10 protein-coding genes and 2 pseudogenes are annotated in these 15,521 nt (G+C 73.1%); 4 read left to right on the top strand and 8 right to left on the bottom strand.

Features of this window, described 5'->3' with window-relative positions; translation table 11 throughout:
• Positions 1–152 precede the first annotated feature (152 nt).
• The 6 genes from ACWD4P_RS19575 to ACWD4P_RS19550 all read right to left on the bottom strand — a co-directional run bounded on the left by ACWD4P_RS19575 (position 153) and on the right by ACWD4P_RS19550 (position 7,412).
• On the bottom strand, positions 153–1,442 hold the full coding sequence (locus ACWD4P_RS19575) for a 6-phospho-beta-glucosidase (protein ID WP_449780395.1): 1,290 nt from the start codon (positions 1,440–1,442) through the stop codon (positions 153–155).
• The gene (locus tag ACWD4P_RS19570; RefSeq protein WP_449780394.1) at positions 1,442–2,350 is read right to left on the bottom strand and encodes a carbohydrate ABC transporter permease; all 909 of its coding nucleotides are present in this window, start codon (positions 2,348–2,350) and stop codon (positions 1,442–1,444) included. The genes ACWD4P_RS19575 and ACWD4P_RS19570 overlap by 1 nt, the downstream gene beginning before the upstream one ends.
• A gap of 20 nt (positions 2,351–2,370) precedes the next feature.
• Entirely contained in the window at positions 2,371–3,384 is a 1,014-nt protein-coding gene (locus tag ACWD4P_RS19565; RefSeq protein ID WP_449780393.1) for a carbohydrate ABC transporter permease, read from the bottom strand.
• Between the two features lie 25 nt (positions 3,385–3,409).
• Positions 3,410–4,729, bottom strand: a complete 1,320-nt coding sequence (locus ACWD4P_RS19560; protein ID WP_359830401.1) for an ABC transporter substrate-binding protein — start codon at positions 4,727–4,729, stop codon at positions 3,410–3,412.
• Positions 4,730–4,869: 140 nt separating this feature from the next.
• Entirely contained in the window at positions 4,870–6,060 is a 1,191-nt protein-coding gene (locus ACWD4P_RS19555) for an ROK family transcriptional regulator (RefSeq protein ID WP_449780392.1), read from the bottom strand.
• 245 nt (positions 6,061–6,305) lie between these two features.
• Complete coding sequence (locus ACWD4P_RS19550; protein ID WP_449780396.1) at positions 6,306–7,412, bottom strand: mechanosensitive ion channel family protein; 1,107 nt, start codon at positions 7,410–7,412, stop codon at positions 6,306–6,308.
• Positions 7,413–7,962: 550 nt separating this feature from the next.
• Here ACWD4P_RS19550 and ACWD4P_RS19545 point away from each other — a divergent pair.
• A pseudogene (locus ACWD4P_RS19545) lies at positions 7,963–8,466 on the top strand (HNH endonuclease); the annotation flags it as partial.
• A 344-nt stretch (positions 8,467–8,810) separates the two neighbouring features.
• Here the strand turns inward: ACWD4P_RS19545 and ACWD4P_RS19540 are convergent.
• Both ACWD4P_RS19540 and ACWD4P_RS19535 read right to left on the bottom strand, forming a co-directional pair.
• The gene (locus tag ACWD4P_RS19540) at positions 8,811–12,821 is read right to left on the bottom strand and encodes a beta-N-acetylglucosaminidase domain-containing protein (protein ID WP_449780391.1); all 4,011 of its coding nucleotides are present in this window, start codon (positions 12,819–12,821) and stop codon (positions 8,811–8,813) included.
• A gap of 283 nt (positions 12,822–13,104) precedes the next feature.
• Positions 13,105–13,362, bottom strand: a complete 258-nt coding sequence (locus ACWD4P_RS19535; protein ID WP_449780390.1) for a ricin-type beta-trefoil lectin domain protein — start codon at positions 13,360–13,362, stop codon at positions 13,105–13,107.
• Between ACWD4P_RS19535 and ACWD4P_RS19530 the strand changes: the two are divergent.
• From ACWD4P_RS19530 to ACWD4P_RS19520, 3 genes and pseudogenes are all read left to right on the top strand, one after another.
• Positions 13,264–14,037 (top strand): annotated as a pseudogene (locus ACWD4P_RS19530) (RHS repeat-associated core domain-containing protein); the annotation flags it as partial. The gene ACWD4P_RS19535 and the pseudogene ACWD4P_RS19530 overlap by 99 nt on opposite strands.
• A 51-nt stretch (positions 14,038–14,088) precedes the next feature.
• Positions 14,089–14,967, top strand: coding sequence for a hypothetical protein (locus ACWD4P_RS19525; protein ID WP_449780389.1), 879 nt, complete (start codon positions 14,089–14,091; stop codon positions 14,965–14,967).
• A complete protein-coding gene (locus ACWD4P_RS19520) occupies positions 14,961–15,467 on the top strand; it encodes a hypothetical protein (RefSeq protein ID WP_449780388.1) in 507 nt (168 codons plus the stop codon). Before ACWD4P_RS19525 ends, ACWD4P_RS19520 begins: the two co-directional genes overlap by 7 nt.
• Positions 15,468–15,521: the final 54 nt, after the last annotated feature.

Genomic DNA, 15,521 nt, shown 5'->3' with positions numbered 1-15,521 from the left:
ACCGAGACCGAGACCGAGACCGGCACCAGCGCCGGCACCAGCGCCGGCACCGGCACCGGAGCGGAGGATCCCCGGCCGGGGGTGGACGGTCTCCTCGCGGAGCCCGCCCGGCGACCGGAGGAGGTCACCGGGCGGGTACGTGGCGGGCCGGGTCAGGCCCAGGCGAGGTGCTCGCGGTTGTGGGCGAGCAGCCGGTCCGTGAGCCGGTCGGCGAGATCGATCTGGCCGACCAGCGGGTGGGCGAGCAGGGCGTCGAAGACCCGGTCGCGGCCGCCGCGCAGGGCGGCGTCGAGGGCGAGGTGCTCGTAGGAGGTGACGGCGGCGATCAGGCCGGCGTACAGCGGCTCGACGGGCCGCTGCGGCAGCGGGCGCACGCCCCGCGCGTCCACCTCCGCCGGGACCTCGATCACGGCGTCGTCCGGCAGGAAGGGCAGCACGCCGTCGTTGCGGGTGTTCACCACCTGCACGGAGGTGCCGCCGCCGGTGCCGAGCAGCGCGCCGATCAGCTGGACGGCCGCCTCCGAGTAGAAGGCGCCACCGCGCTTGCCGAGCAGCTCGGGCTTGGTGTCCAGGGTCGGGTCGGCGTACAGCTCCAGCAGCTGCCGCTCGATCTCGGCCACCTGCGCGGCCCGCGAGCCCTGCTCCTTCAGCTCCGCCACCACCGCGTCGTGCTGGTAGAAGTACCGCAGGTAGTAGGACGGCACCACGCCGAGCCGCTCGATGACGGCCTGCGGCAGGTGCAGGTCCTCGGCGATCTCCTTGCCGTGCGAGGAGAGCAGCTCCGGGAGCACCTCGCGTCCGCCGGCGGCGCCCGGGGCGTCCAGCAGGGTCACCCCGCGTTCCCAGGTCAGGTGGTTGAGCCCGACGTGGTCGAGCCGGACCAGCTCCGGGTCCACGCCCAGGTGCCCGGCGAACTTGCGCTGGAAGCCGATCGCGACGTTGCACAGCCCGACGGCCTTGTGGCCGGCGGTCCGCAGCGCCCGGGTGACGATGCCGACCGGGTTGGTGAAGTCCACGATCCAGGCGTCCGGGTTGGTCCGGCGCACCTGCTCGGCGATGTCCAGCACCACCGGGACGGTGCGCAGCGCCTTGGCGAGGCCGCCGGCGCCGGTGGTCTCCTGCCCGACGCAGCCGCACTCCAGCGGCCAGGTCTCGTCCTGGTTGCGGGCGGCCTGGCCGCCGACGCGCAGCTGGAGCAGCACGGCGTCGGCGTCCGCGACGCCCGCCACCAGGTCCGTGGTGACGGTGACGACCGCGGAGTGGCCCTGCCGGGCGAAGATCCGCCGGGCGAGGCCGCCGATCAGCTCCAGGCGCTCGGCGGCCGGGTCGATCAGCACCAGCTCGCCGATCGGCAGGGTGTCGCGCAGCCGGGCGAAGCCGTCGATCAGTTCCGGGGTGTACGTCGAACCGCCGCCGACGATTGCCAACTTGAGTGCGGACATCAGCCCTTGACCCCTGTCAGTGTCACGCCTTCGATGAAGGCCTTCTGAGCGAAGAAGAAGAGGACGATCACCGGTGCCATCACCAGCAGGGTGGCGGCCATGGTGAGGTTCCAGTTGGTGTGGTGGGCGGCCTTGAAGGACTCCAGTCCGTAACTGAGGGTCCAGGCCTGCTGGTTGTTGCTCGCGTAGATCTGCGGCCCGAAGTAGTCGTTCCAGCAGTAGAAGAACTGGAACAGCGCGACCGCGGCGATGGCCGGCTTGGCCATCGGCAGGACCACCCGCAGCAGGGTGCGCAGGTCGCCGCAGCCGTCGATCCGGGCGGCCTCGATGTACTCCTTGGGGATGGTCAGCAGGAACTGGCGCAGCAGGAAGATGGAGAACGCGTCGCCGAAGGCCATCGGGATGATCAGCGGCCAGAGCGAGCCGTCCATGCCCATCTGCTTGGACCAGAACAGGAACATCGGGATGACGGTGACCTGCGGGGGCAGCATCATCATCGCGATGACGCACATCAGCGCCAGGTTGCGGCCGCGGAAGCGGAACTTGGCGAGGGCGTAGGCCACCGGGAGGCTGGAGACCACGGTCAGCAGGGTGCCGAACCCGGCGTACAGCAGGGTGTTGCGCCACCAGCTGAGGAAGCCGGGGGTGTCCCAGACCTTGCTGTAGTTGCCCCAGTTCCAGTCCTTCGGCCAGTAGTCGGTGGTGAGCGCCTGCCCGTCCGACATCACCGAGGTGAGGAAGACGAAGACGAAGGGCAGCAGGAAGAACAGCGCGGCGGCGATCGCCACCGTGTGCACGGCCACCCAGTGGAGGAACGCGCGGCGCCGGGCGGTCCGGGCGGCGGGGCCGGCGGACCGGGAGGGGACGGCCGTGGCCGGCCCCTTGGTGAGTGTGGTGCCAAGGGTCATGATCGGGTCCTCCCGGGCCGCTAGTCGTCGCTCGCCATGAAGCCGGAGCGGCGGCGGAGCAGGATCGAGGTGACGGCCATCGAGATGCCGAACAGCACCAGGGCGACGACGCAGGCCGCGCCGTAGTTGTAGCTCTGGAAGCCGAGCTTGTAGACCAGCTGCGGCAGGGTCCAGGTGGAGCCGCCCGGGAAGCCGGGGTCGAACTGCTGCCCGGAGTTGCCCGCGATGCCGCTGGCGACCTTCCCGGCGACGAACGCCTGGGTGTAGTACTGCATGGTCTGGATCACCCCGGTGACCACCGCGAACATGATGATCGGCGAGATGTTCGGCAGTGTGACGTACCGGAACCGCTGGAAGGGGCCGGCGCCGTCCAGCTCGGCCGCCTCGTACTGCTCCCGCGGGACGTCCAGCAGCGAGGCCATGAAGATGACCATCAGGTCGCCGACGCCCCACATGGCGAGCAGGGTGAGCGCGGGCTTGGACCAGTCCTCGGAGGCGAACCAGCCGGGCTGCGGCAGGCCGAGGTCGCCCAGCAGGTGGTTGACCGGGCCGGTGCCGGGGTTGAACAGGAAGGCGAAGGCGACGGTCGCGGCCACCGGTGGGGCCAGGTAGGGCAGGTAGAACGCGGTGCGGAAGAAGCCCGCGCCGGTCTTCACCTTGGTGATGAGCATCCCGATGCCCAGGCCGAAGGCGACCCGCAGGCTCACCATCACGACGACCAGCCACAGGGTGTTGCGCAGGCCCTGCCAGAAGGTCGGCAGGTGGTTGAGGACGTAGTCCCAGTTCTGCAGGCCGTTGAAGCTCGGGGTGCCGAAGCCGTTGTAGGAGGTGAAGGAGAAGTAGGCGGTGGAGATCAGCGGGTAGGCGAAGAAGACGCTGAAACCGATCAGCCAGGGGGAGAGGAAGGCGAGGGTGCGGACCGCCTCCCGGCGGCGCTTGCGGCGCAGCAGGTGCTGCGTGCCGGGCGCCGCCGGGCCGGTCGGTGCCGCGTCGGCCTCGTCGTTCCCCTTGCGGGTGCCGAACGCGAGTGACATGGGAGCTCCGTTGACCGTTCCCGGGCTACTTGGCCTGGGCGATGTCGGTGTCGATCTGCTTGGCCGTGGCGTCCAGGCCCGCCTGGAGGTCGGCCTGCTTGCCGGACTCGTAGTCGTAGCCGAGGTTCTGCAGGGTGGTGATGTAGGCACCGCCGTTGGGGGCCGACGGGGTGGTGCCGGAGTGGGCGTTCTTGGCGACGTTCAGGAAGGTCTTGAAGTTCTCGTCGCTCACCAGCTTCGGCGAGTCGAGCGCGGCGAAGGTGCTCGGCACGTTGTGGATCGCGTTGGCGAAGCTCACCACCGCGTCGGTGTCCGTGGTCAGGTACTTGACGAACTCCCAGGCGGCGGCCTGCTTCTTGCTGGTGCTGGCGATGCCGACGATGGTGCCGGTCTGGTAGCCGCGGCCGTAGGTGTCGGCCTGGTCGTCCGGGACGGGGAACGCGGCGGTGGCCCACTCGAAGTCGGGCTTGTTGTCGGCGAGCGAGGCGGTGCGCCACTCGCCGTCGATGGCCATCGCGACCTTGCCGGTGTGGAAGGGGTTCTTGGCGCTGAACTCCTCGCCGAAGGTCGAGCGGAACCTGTCCAGCTTGGCGTAGCCGCCGAGCTGGTCGACCAGGCCCTTCTGCCACTTGAGCATCGCGGCGACCTTCGGGTCGGTGGCGACGGACGACTTGCCGTCGGTGCCGAAGTAGGTCGGGCCGTACTGGCCGAGGAAGTGCTCGGTGGTGGACTCGTAGCCGTGGTACAGCGGCATGAACCCGAGCTGCTTGTACGAGTCGCCGTCGGCCTGGGTCAGCTTGACGGCGTCCTCGGCGAACTCGCTGAAGGTCTTCGGCGGGTTGGCGATGCCGGCCTCGGCGAAGGCCTTCTTGTTGTAGTACAGCCCGTACGCGTCGCCGAGCAGCGGCAGCGAGCACTGGTTGCCCTTGAACCGCGTGTAGTCGAGCATCGCGGCCGGGAAGGTCTTGGCCGGGTCGATGCCGCTCTTCTCCAGCATCGGCTTGAGGTCGAGGAAGGCCTTGGTCGAACAGAACATGCCGACGTTGTTGGTGGTGAAGGAGGAGACCACGTCCGGCGCGCCGTCACCGCCGGCCCGCAGCGCCTGGTTGACCTTGTCGTCCGGGATGTTGCCCACGGCCTTGACGTGGATGTTGGGGTGGGCCTTCTCGAAGGCGGCGATGTTGTCGTTGATCGCCTTGGTCTCGTTGTCCTGGCTCCAGCCGTGCCAGAAGGTGATGGTGACGTCCTTGCCGCTGGCCGAGTCGTCGTTGCCGCCCGAGTCGCTGGAACCGGTGCAGGCGGAGACGAGCAGGGCCAGGACGGCGCTGCCGGCGACGGCGGCCATCGTGCGACGGCCTCTGCGGGAGGTGGTGGCGTGCACTTCGGGATCCTCCTGGGGGTGCGCGGGCAGGCCTCGTTGCCTCGGGTCCCGCGTTCGGGGGTTGGGGAGAGGTGGGTGCAGGTGGCGAGGTGACAGGGGGAGCGTCAGTGGGTGGAGAAGACCGCCTCGCGGGCGTCGGACAGGGCACGTTGCAGGGCGCCGAGCAGGACCGGCGAGTCGGGCAGGGCGCTGGTGCGGACCTCCGGCCGGGCGATGGAGATCCGCGCGAGCTCGTCCTCGACCAGCGCGCGCAGCCGCTCGCCGCCCGCGCCGGGCACCACGCCGGAGAGGACCACCAGCTGCGGGTCGACGACGGCGACGATCACCGCCAGCCCGACGGCGAGCCGCCCGGCCAGCTCGGCCAGGAGGGCGTCGCCGGCGCCCGGCGTGACCAGCGCCTTGGCGATGGACTCCTGCGCGGTGGCCGCGCCGAGCCCGTGCTCACGGGCCAGGGCCCGGACGGCCGGTGCGCCGACCAGGGCCTGGAAGCCGCCGAACTTGCGGCGGCGGGCGTCCCACTCGACCGGGGAGTCGGGCAGCGGCATGTAGCCGACCTCCCCGGCGCCGCCGGTGAAGCCGCGGTGCAGCCGCCCGGCGATCACGATCGCCGCGCCGACCCCCGCCCCGGCCCAGAGCAGGACGAAGTCCCGGAAACCGGCCGCGGCGCCCGAGGACTGCTCGGCGACGGCGGCCAGGTTGACGTCGTTCTCGATGGACACCGGTGCGCCGATCGCCTCGGTCAACTCCTCGACCAGCCGCGGCGAGTGCCAGCCCGGCAGGTGGGAGGCGTAGCGCAGCTTGCCGGTGACCGGGTCGGGGGCGCCGCCGACCCCGATCGCGGCGGTGCGCAGGCAGCCCTCGGGCAGGCCGGCGGCCCGGACGGCTTCGGCCGTCGCGGCGGCGACGGTCGCCACGGTGGCAGCGGCCGGGACGCCCTTGGTCGGCACGGTGTGCTCGGCCAGCGTGGTGCCGGTGATGTCGGCGACGGCGACCCGGATCCCGCTGTTGGTGACGTCCAGTCCGGCGACGTACCCGGCGGCCGGATTCACCTGGTACAGGCGGGCGTTGGGGCCGGGACCGCCCGCCGTGGTGCCGACCGGCAGGACCAGCCCGGCGGCCTCCAGCCGGGCCAGCAGCTGGGAGGCGGTGGGCTTGGACAGCCCGGTGAGGGTGCCGATCTGGGTGCGCGACAGCGGCCCGTTCTCCAGCAGCAGTTCGAGGGCGGCGCGGTCGTTGATGGCGCGCAGCAGACTGGGGGTGCCGGCGAGGGGGGCCTTGGCGGTGCTCTTCGTCATGCCCGGAATCCTCCTCTTTCGGCTGGTCGGGGAAGACCGCAGGTGGCCCCGGTGCGAGGGGCGGACGGGCTTCGGACGAACTGTTAGGAAACTTTCCAGTCGCTAGGGAAGGACCGTAAGGGCCGTGTCAGCGGGGTGTCAATGGCCGGTGTCGCCGAGGATGCCGAAGCGTTACCGGACAGCGCGAAGCCCCGCCTCCACCGTGGTGGGAGCGGGGCTTCGTCCGTGTCCGTACGTCCGGAGGGCTAGGGAGCGTCCGTGCCCTTCGCGGCCGGGATCGGCTCGGTGGCGCGGTAGCGCGGGGAGCCCGGGTCGGCCAGCGCGGACGGCGCGAGCTGCTCGGCGGCCGGCGCCGGCGAGGGCGCGATCACCACGCCGGTCGCCCCGGCCGCCGCCGCGACCTCCTCCTTGACCTTGATCCCGGACCGGTCGAAGGCCACCTTCAGCCGCTGGCGCAGCGCCCGGGAGACGGCGGCCGCCTTGCCCGGAGCCGTCCTGGCCTCGACCCGCACCACCACGGAGTCCGAGGCGACCGACTCCACGCCCAGGATCGACACCGGCGCCCAGATCAGCTCGTCGTACGGGGCCTCCTTGGCCATCTCCTCGGCCGTCGCCAGGATCAGGTCCTCGACCCGGACCAGGTCCTCCTTGTACCCGACCTGCACGTCCACCGAGGCGGTCGCCCAGCCCTGGCTCATGTTGGCGATCCGCTTCACCTCGCCGTTGCGGATGTACCAGATCTCGCCGTTGCCGCCGCGCAGCTTGGTCACCCGCAGGCCGACCTCCAGCACCGTGCCGGTGGCCACCCCGGTGTCGATCTCGTCGCCGACGCCGTACTGGTCCTCCATGATCATGAAGACCCCGGAGAGGAAGTCGGTGACCAGGTTGCGGGCGCCGAAACCGATCGCCACACCGGCCACACCGGCGCTCGCCAGCAGCGGCGCCAGGTTCACCCCCAGCGCGGAGAGCACCATCAGCGCCGCCGTGCCCAGGATCGTGAAGGAGGCCACACTGCGCAGCACCGAGCCGATCGCCTCCGAGCGCTGCTGGCGCCGCTCGGTGTTCACCACGCCGGTGTTGGCCAGCAGCCCGCCCAGCCGGCTCTCCTCCTGGTGCTCGGAGGTGCGCGCCATCCGCCCTATCAACTGGGAGATGAGCTTGCGCACCGCGGCCCGCAGCACCAGGGCCAGCGCGATGATGAGGATGATCCGCAGCCCGGCCGTCAGCCAGCCCTGCCAGTGGGTGTCGAACCAGCTGGCCGCCTGCCGGGTGGTCTCCGAGACCTCCTGCGCGCTGGTCGGGATCCGCAGGTCGAGCTCCGGCAGCTGCGCGGTGGGGCTCGGGGCCGGCATCGGGTTGGCGAGCGTCGAGGACGCGTCGGACGGGCCGGTGGCACCGGAGCTGAACACGTGCGGACCTTCCTGGCTGGGTGCGTGGCGGCCCGCACCGCCGGCAAGCGGCCCGCGGACCGTGGGCGTTAGCCTATCCGCCACCGCATGCCCGCCCTGACACGCCGGGAACCTCCCGCGAGCGTGCCCGTGGGCGTACGGAGCGTGCCGAACGCCCCGTCAACGCCCCCGTACGCTCCCCGCGCCCCCGGGCGCCGAGGCCCTCCGGGGCAGTCGGGACGCTGCTCCGGACGGCCGAACCGTGCCCCCGGAGGGCCACCCGCGAGGGTCACCGCGGCGCGTCGCACCGCCACCCGGGTGCAACCCGACCTTCCCCCGGGCATACCGGTCATGACAGAGACCACACCCGGAGTTCACATCAGGTCCGTTACACAGGAGTGGTGGCGCCGTACAAAGTCGTAAGGCGACACTGGGGGAGATCGCGCACGCGTGGCGCGATCCAACCGCTCGTCCCGGCGCGAGCCACGCGCCGCAGGCGTCCAAGGAGGCATCCGTGCCGCATGTCCTGGTCCTCAACGCGTCCTACGAGCCACTCGGCGTCGTATCGATGCGCCGCGCACTCATCCTGGTCCTCAACCACAAGGCGGTCAGCCTGGAGGACTCGGGAGTCACTCTGCACAGCGCCACCAGCGCCCTTCCGGCGCCGTCCGTCGTCCGACTGACCCGCTTCGTGCGGGTCCCGTTCTGCGGGCCCGTCCCGCTCACCCGCCGGGCGCTGTTCGCCCGCGACCACGGCCGCTGCGTCTACTGCGGGGCCGCCGCCACCAGCGTCGACCACGTCATCCCGCGCAGCCGCGGTGGCCAGCACCGGTGGGACAACGTGGTGGCGGCCTGCCGCCGCTGCAACCACACCAAGGCCGACCGCCACCTCACCGAGCTCGGCTGGCGGATGAAACGACCACCCGCGCCGCCCAGCGGCCTGGCCTGGCGCATCATCGGCACCGGGATCAAGGACCCGCGGTGGCGGCCCTACCTGGAACCCTACGGCGGCGGCGACCAGCTGCGTGCCCCGCAGTGGGGAGAGCACGAGCACCACGACCACACCGAGCAGCCGGTCCACCCGGTCCCGCTCGGCCGGGCGCACCCCGGCCACCCCGCCCCCGTCCGCCGCGGCGAGCAGCCCGAACCGCTCTCCGCCTGACCGCCGCACCACAAGGGCCCGCCCGTCACACCGTCGGTACGCGCCTCATGGGCCGCCGAGCCCCCCGCACCGGGGAGCCGGCGGCCCGCCGCGTTTCCTCCGGGGCCTGCCCGGACAGGGCTCCTGCCCCCGCCAGGGCTTCTGGCCCCGCCGGGGTTTCCTGCCCCCGGTTCCTGCCCCCGCCGGGGTTCCTGCCCCCGCTAGGGCTTCTGGGCCGTCGCGGGCGGAGCCGCCGGGGCGCCGCCCGGCGCGCCGCCGGGCTGGGTGGGCTGCGAGGGCTGGCCGGCCGGCGGCTGCGGCGCGGCCGGCGGGGTCACCGCGTACAGCTCGACGCCCCACAGCGAGTAGCCGTACTTGGTCGCCCGCGCCACGCCCTGGACCCGCAGGTAGCGGACCCCGGACGCGTCGAAGCGGACCGTCTCGTCGCCGCCCTTGCCGTTGTCCACCGTCGCCGCGTCGGTCCAGCTGTTCCCGTCCGAGGAGACCTGGATCCGGTACGAGGCGGCGTACGCGGCCTGCCAGTGCAGCACCGCCGCGCCCAGCCTGGTCGCCTGCGGCAGCTCCAGCCGCACCCAGGCGTCGTCCTTGGCCGGCGAGGACCAGCGGGTCTTCGGATCGCCGTCGGTGACGGCCGAGGCCGGGAAGTTCGCGGTCTCGTCGCCCGAGGAGGTGGCCTTCGCGCCGACCGCCAGGTCCGGGCCGCCGGTGGGGGGCACCACGTGCACCTGGAGCACCTGCCGGACGGTGGTGCCGCCGGCCACGAACTGCACCGGCACCCGGTACGTCCCGGACGGCGTCTCCGCGGCGGCGCTGACCAGCAGCGGCACGCCCACCCGGCCGCCGCGCGGCACGCTCACCGGCCCGGCCGGGGTGACGGTCAGGCCCTTGGCGGTGGCCGGTACCTCGGTGCGCAGCTCGCCGGTGGTGCCCTCGGGGCGGCCGGCCTCCACGGTGGCCTGGGTGGTGACCGGCGCGGAGGCGCCGGTGACGACGTCCAGGGCCGGGTCGGAGAGGCTGAGCCGGGCCGCCGGGGCGTCCGCGTACCACGGGATCACCTGGTTGACCACCGGAGGGTCGCCGCCGGGCTTCCAGGTCAGCCGGAACGCGTCGGCGGCCTGGCCGCCGGCCGGCAGCTCGTTGTAGCCGGGCTGCACGGTGCCGATGTCGGCCCAGGTGCCGTCGGCCCGGCGCACCGCGAGGGTGGCGGTGGCGCGCACGGCCGGGTCGGTCAGCACGGTGAGCCGGTCCAGCGGGCGGGCCGCGCCGAGCTCGACGACGAGCGGGGCGTCCATCGCGGTCGGCGCCTTGGCGGCCCGGTACGCGGTGTCCGGGTTGCCGTCCAGCACTGCGGCGGCGGAGGAGCCGGGCGCCGCGTCAGGACCGCCGCTGACACTGGCCGGGGAGTCGTCCGGGGCGGTGACGGTGAACTCGCGCACCGCGACGGCGGTCTTCTGGGCGGCGGTGGCACGCAGCCGCACCGCCCGCACCACGGTGCCCGGCGGGAGCTGGGCGCTGACGGTCTTCTGGTTCTTCACCACGGCGAGCTGCTTCCAGCCGCCCTCGCCGGTGGAGTACTCCAGCACGCCGTCGCGGATGTAGTCGTCCAGCGCCGTCCGGGCGTCGGGGCCGTTGCCCCAGCCGCCCATCAGCACGGTCACGCCGCTGACCGGCCGGCCCGCGCCGAGGTCCAGACCGACGGAGTCGCCGGGCTGCGGGGGAGCGGAGCTCCAGTAGAAGGTGTCGGCCACGCCGTCGGTCATCAGCGCGGGCAGGTGGTCCTGCGCGGTGCCCATGGTGGTGGTCGGGGCGACGCCGCCGCCGCCCACGCCCGACCAGTTGTCGGCGGCGCGCACGGCCCGGTCGAGGAACACGCCGAGCACCCCGGCGCCGACGGTGGCCGGGGCCCGGTCCAGCTGCTCGCGCAGCCGGTTGAGTTCGACCCGGGCCTTCCAGGCCGCGGTGCCGTCGCCGCCGTGCTGCGCCAGCAGCATGTCGAGGGCGGCCTGCCCGGCCAGCCCGTAGTCGCGCAGCGGGCCCAGCCAGGGCGCGGCCTCGCCGGCCAGCTGGGCGGTGGCCGGGGTGCCGGCCAGGGTCTGCTGGGCGGTGGCCATGGTGGCGAAGGCGTCCCGCAGCGGGGCGGCGGCCTCGATCAGCTTCGCGAGGTCGGGGGTGGCGCCGGAGGTGGGCTCGGCGGCGGCCCAGAACCGGCCCAGCAGCGGCGTCAGGTAGCCGGACTCCTGCGCGGACAGCGGCGAGGAGGTGCTGTTGCCGGCCAGCGCGGTGACCGCGGACAGCGCCGTGCCGGCCGGCGTCGGGGCGGCGCCGGTGGGCCCGGCGAGCGAGCGCACGGCGGCCTGCCAGGACTCCTCCGGCTTGTACCCGGCCGGGTTCCAGGCGAAGTCGCCGGCCGTGGAGAGGGCGATCCGGGACGCCACCGGCTGCTGCATCGCGCCGGTCAGCAGGGCCGCCGAGCGGGTGGCCACCTCCGGGTCGCGCCCGGTGTAGGCGCCGAGGAAGAGCCGGTCCGGGGTGGCGTCGTTGACCGGGTAGTTGTCCATGGTGAGCAGCGGGTGCCCGTACAGCCCGGCGGTGTCCGAGGCCTGGGCGCCGGTGATCTTCTCCGGGATCACCCCGGCCCCGCTCCAGGCCACCTGGACGCCCTCCGGCAGCGCCGCCGCGAGCGCCTTGCGGTACGGCGTGGCGCCCTGCTGGTGGTACTCGGTGGGGACGACGGACAGCGGCGCCAGGCCCGGGTTCTTCGCGATCAGCCGGTCCTGCACCTTCTTCACCAGCGCGGCCTGGGCCTTGGCGGCCGCGGCGGGCCCGGTGCCGTACTCGTCGCGGTCGTCGCCGCAGTGCCACTCGTCGTAGCTGACGTCCAGGAACTGCAGCTGGAAGGCGGTGAAGCCGAGCTTGCGCAGCCCGTCCAGCTTGTTGACCAGCGCGTCCACGTCCTTGCCGGAGCTGAAGCAGAGGGACTGCCCCGGGTCGATCGCGTAGCCGAGCGTCACGTGGTTCTGCCGTGCCCGGAAGCCCAGTTCGCGCAGTTCCTCGGCCTGGGCCTCGGGGTAGGCGGTGCGCCAGCGGGACAGCCGGTACGGGTCGTCGCCGGGGGCGTAGAGGTAGAAGTTCTGCTTGGAGCGGCCCAGGAAGTCGACCTGCTCCAGCCGCTGCTGCGCGGTCCACGGGGTGCCGTAGAAGCCCTCCGCGGTGCCGCGCACCGGTGCACCGGTGGGCCAGTCCCGCAGGGTGATCCCGGGCAGGCCGAGCCCGGCCGCCCCCGGCGCCTGCCCCTGCCCGGCCGGGACGGCGGCGAGCAGCTGACGCAGGCTCTGCGCGGCGTAGAAGGTGCCGGTGGCGTCCACGCCGGACAGCACCACGGCGCCGTACGTCCCGCCGCCCTGGGCGGGGAGCTGACCGGCCGACAGCACGTAGCCGCCGGCGGGCATCCCCGCGGTCGAGGGTGCGGCGTCCTCCTTGCCGCCCGCCGCGGCGGCCAGCTGCCGCAGCACCCGGCCGACCTCGGTGCCGGCGCCCTCGGCGGGCCCGCCGACGTACACCACCAGTGCGCCGGCGGCCGGCGTCCCGCCGTCCGGCTGCGGCGTCACCTCGGTCGCCCCGGCGACCTCCAGCACCTCCCGGACGGCCCCCACCGCGCCCTGGTCCACCTTGGCGGCGGGCACCAGCGTCACGGCGGAGGGCACCGCGACGGGCTTGCCCGCCACGGTCTGCTGCTGGGGCCGGGGGAACACCCTGGGGTCGGTCACGCTGCCCAGCGGCGTCTGCGGAGCGGTGCTCACCACGTTCGAGGCCGTCGAGGTGGCCGAGACCGCCGCGTACGCCGCCGACGGCAGCGAGCCGGCCAGCAGCCCGCCGACCACCGCCGCGGCCGCGACGCCGGCGGCGATCTGCAGCGCCCGCCGTCCGGGCCGTCCCGCGGCCCGTTCTGCCCGCTCCGTCAGTTCGGTCCGCTCCGCCCGCTCGGTCCGCTCCGCCCGCTCGTCGCGCACCGAGGCCAGCAGCGGCTCGGTGCCCTTGAGGTCGGCGAGCAGCCGGTCGGTGGCCCGCGGCGCCAGTTGACGGCACGTCCGCGCCGTGGCCCGCCGCGCCGCCTCCGCCGCCGGGTGCTGGAGCACCTCCCGCAACGCCGGACTCTGCTCCAGTTGCGACCTGAGCCGCCGCCCGGCCGCAACGGACACACGGGCTTGCACAGGAGCCTCCTCGCCAGGCCGGAACCACAACTCCGGCAACCCCACCAGCTGGCCGATGCGGTGTCAACGCCGTCGACTGCTATGACCGTTTTGCCGGATTCGATCGGATGTCGGACCGGCGCCCGACCGAGCGCCCGACCGAGCGCCGGGCCAGTGCCGGACCAGTGCCGGACCAGCCCGGAAAACGGAGGGCGCCGCCGTCCGGAGGGTACCGGAACAGCGGCGCCCGGGCCGCTGTCGGCGCAGGTCAGCGCCGGTTCACCGCGGCCGCCGGCGAGAGGGCTCAGGCCTTCTCGGGGTTGAGCAGCCAGCGCTGGTTCGGGTTGGCCGAGCAGGGCCAGAGCATCGGCCGGGTGCCGGGGGCGGTCGCCCCGTTGGGCAGGTCCAGGCAGAGGTCCGCGACGGTGTTGCGCAGCGTGCCGTCGGCGCGGTACGTCCACTTCTGGCCGTCCAGCCCGGCGCACGGCCGCATCACGGCCTGGGTGCTCTGGACGAGGGCGTTGTCCCGGGTGGACAGGCAGAGCCCACCGGCGGCCCGCACGCCCTGCTCAGCTCCACCACCAAGTCCGCCACCGGCACCAGCACCACCGGCTACCGCTACGACGCCCGCGGCAACACCACCGCCGCCACCGACCAGAGCGGCACCACCACCTACGACTGGAACAGCGAGGGCAAACTCACCGCCACCACCGCCGGACCGAACGCCACCACCTACCTCTACGACGCGGACGGCAACCAGCTGATCCGTCGCAGCCCCGGCAGGACCACCCTGAGCCTCACCACCGACGAGCTCACCCTGGACACCACCGTTCCCAACGGCGCCGTCACCAACGCCCGTTGGTTCGGCGCCCCGAGCGGCCTCAGCCTCACCCGGGTCACCGCCCCCGGCGGCGGCAAGCTCTACGTCCAGGCCGCCGACCCGCACGGCACCAACGCCGTCCAGATCTCCTGCGACGCGGCCCAGACCGTCACCCGCCGCCCCACCGACCCGTTCGGCGTCGCCCGCGGCACCCAGCCCAACCCCTCCGCCTGGGCCGGCACCAAGGGCTACCTCGGCGGCATCCAGGACGACAACACCGGCCTGACCTCCGTCGGCGCCCGCCACTACGACCCCAAACGCGCCCGCTTCATCAGCGCCGACCCGCTGCTCTCCGACAACGACCCGCAGCAGTGGAACGCCTACGCCTACAGCAACAACGACCCGGTCAACCTCTCCGACCCCACCGGCGAACGCCCCGGCGGCCCCGAGGACCCCTGGTACCCGCCGGTGTCCAACTCCACGACCTACCCGCCGGCCGGCTTCTGCGCCACCCTGGCCTGCGCCCAGGGCACCGCGACGCGCGAGTACTGGGAGGGCGTCCGCGCCCAGACCGGCTCCTCCACCACGGCGAGCAACGGCAACGGCGGCGCCGCCAAGGAGGGCCCGTGCGGGGTCAAGTGGTGCCGTGACGTGGAACCCCGCCCGAAGGCGACCATCATCCCCAGGGCGAGCCAGAAGCCCTCGGACTTCCTGCTCAAGAACCCCTTCCACCTCTCGAACAACCTCAACGGCTCCAACCTCATGGCGCAGGGCTTCGCCGCTTTCAGCAGCGGCTGCGAGCGCAAGCAGCTCCAGGTCGTCTGCTACGACTTCTCGCCCGGCGGGGACCAGCCGATGACCATCGGCGACGTGCTGTTCTACCCCAAGGGGTACGACGACCTCGACGACGTCCTGGAGAACGGGGAGCCCCGGACCAACCGGGCCCTCGACGCGGCCCACGGTGACGGCTACTCCGCCAAGTTCGGACGCAACCTCCTCGCACACGAGGCCGTCCACTCCGGCCAGTGGGCCGGCTACCGCGACGCCAGGGACTTCCTGAAGGACTACTCCGCGGAGGTCGCCAAGTCGTACGCGAAGTCCGGGGACGCGGCCCGGCTCAACTCCTTCGAGATGGGGGCCAACCTCTACTGGGGCGGATACCTCAACGCCGGAGTCAAGGACGAAGCGCCCACCGACAAGGGCGCCTATCCGAAGATGACCTGGTACTGGTCGAGGTCGGACGTCAAGAACTTCTTCGAGAACATGGGGAAGAAGGCGACCGACCCCTTCGAGAAGCTCGCCACCTGCCGGTTCAGGGTCGACCAGTACGGTAGGTTCTCGTGCTGATCCACCGCCACCCGCCGCTCCGACGCCGCCTGCTGCTCCCGGCCGTCGCCGCCGCCGTCCTCCTGACGGCAGCCGGGTGCTCGCCGGCCCCCGAGCCGACGGCGGCCGTCCAACGGGACGGCACGGGCTACGCCGTCGTCGTCCCGCTCTGCCCGGACGGCACGGTGCTGTTCGTGTCGGTCCGCGACAGGGCCCGCGACGTGAACACCGGATGGTCCGTCTCCTCGGAGGGGGCCGAAGCCACGATGGAGCGGTACCCGCTCTTCACCACGCCCCCCGGCTGGAAGACCGAGCACGACGACCTCACCGCGCTGGAGCCCGGAGCGGCTTACCGGGTGTCGGTCGTCTCGACCTCCCGCACCACCGACGCCGTCGTCGGCTTCACGCTCGCCGACCTGGAGAAGCTGAAGGACGACGAGGTCCTCACCTACAAGAAGGGCGGCGGCACGACCCGGCAGAAGGCCGACAAGTTCCGCGCCAACGCCCTGAAACTCTGCTGACCCGCCCTACCCCCGAGGGCCCGCCCCCGCCACCACCCGGCGGAGGCGGGCCCT

Source organism: Kitasatospora sp. NPDC002543, assembly GCF_053594915.1.
Note: the sequence above shows the minus strand (reverse complement) of the source record. Positions and strands in the feature narration are given on the sequence as shown.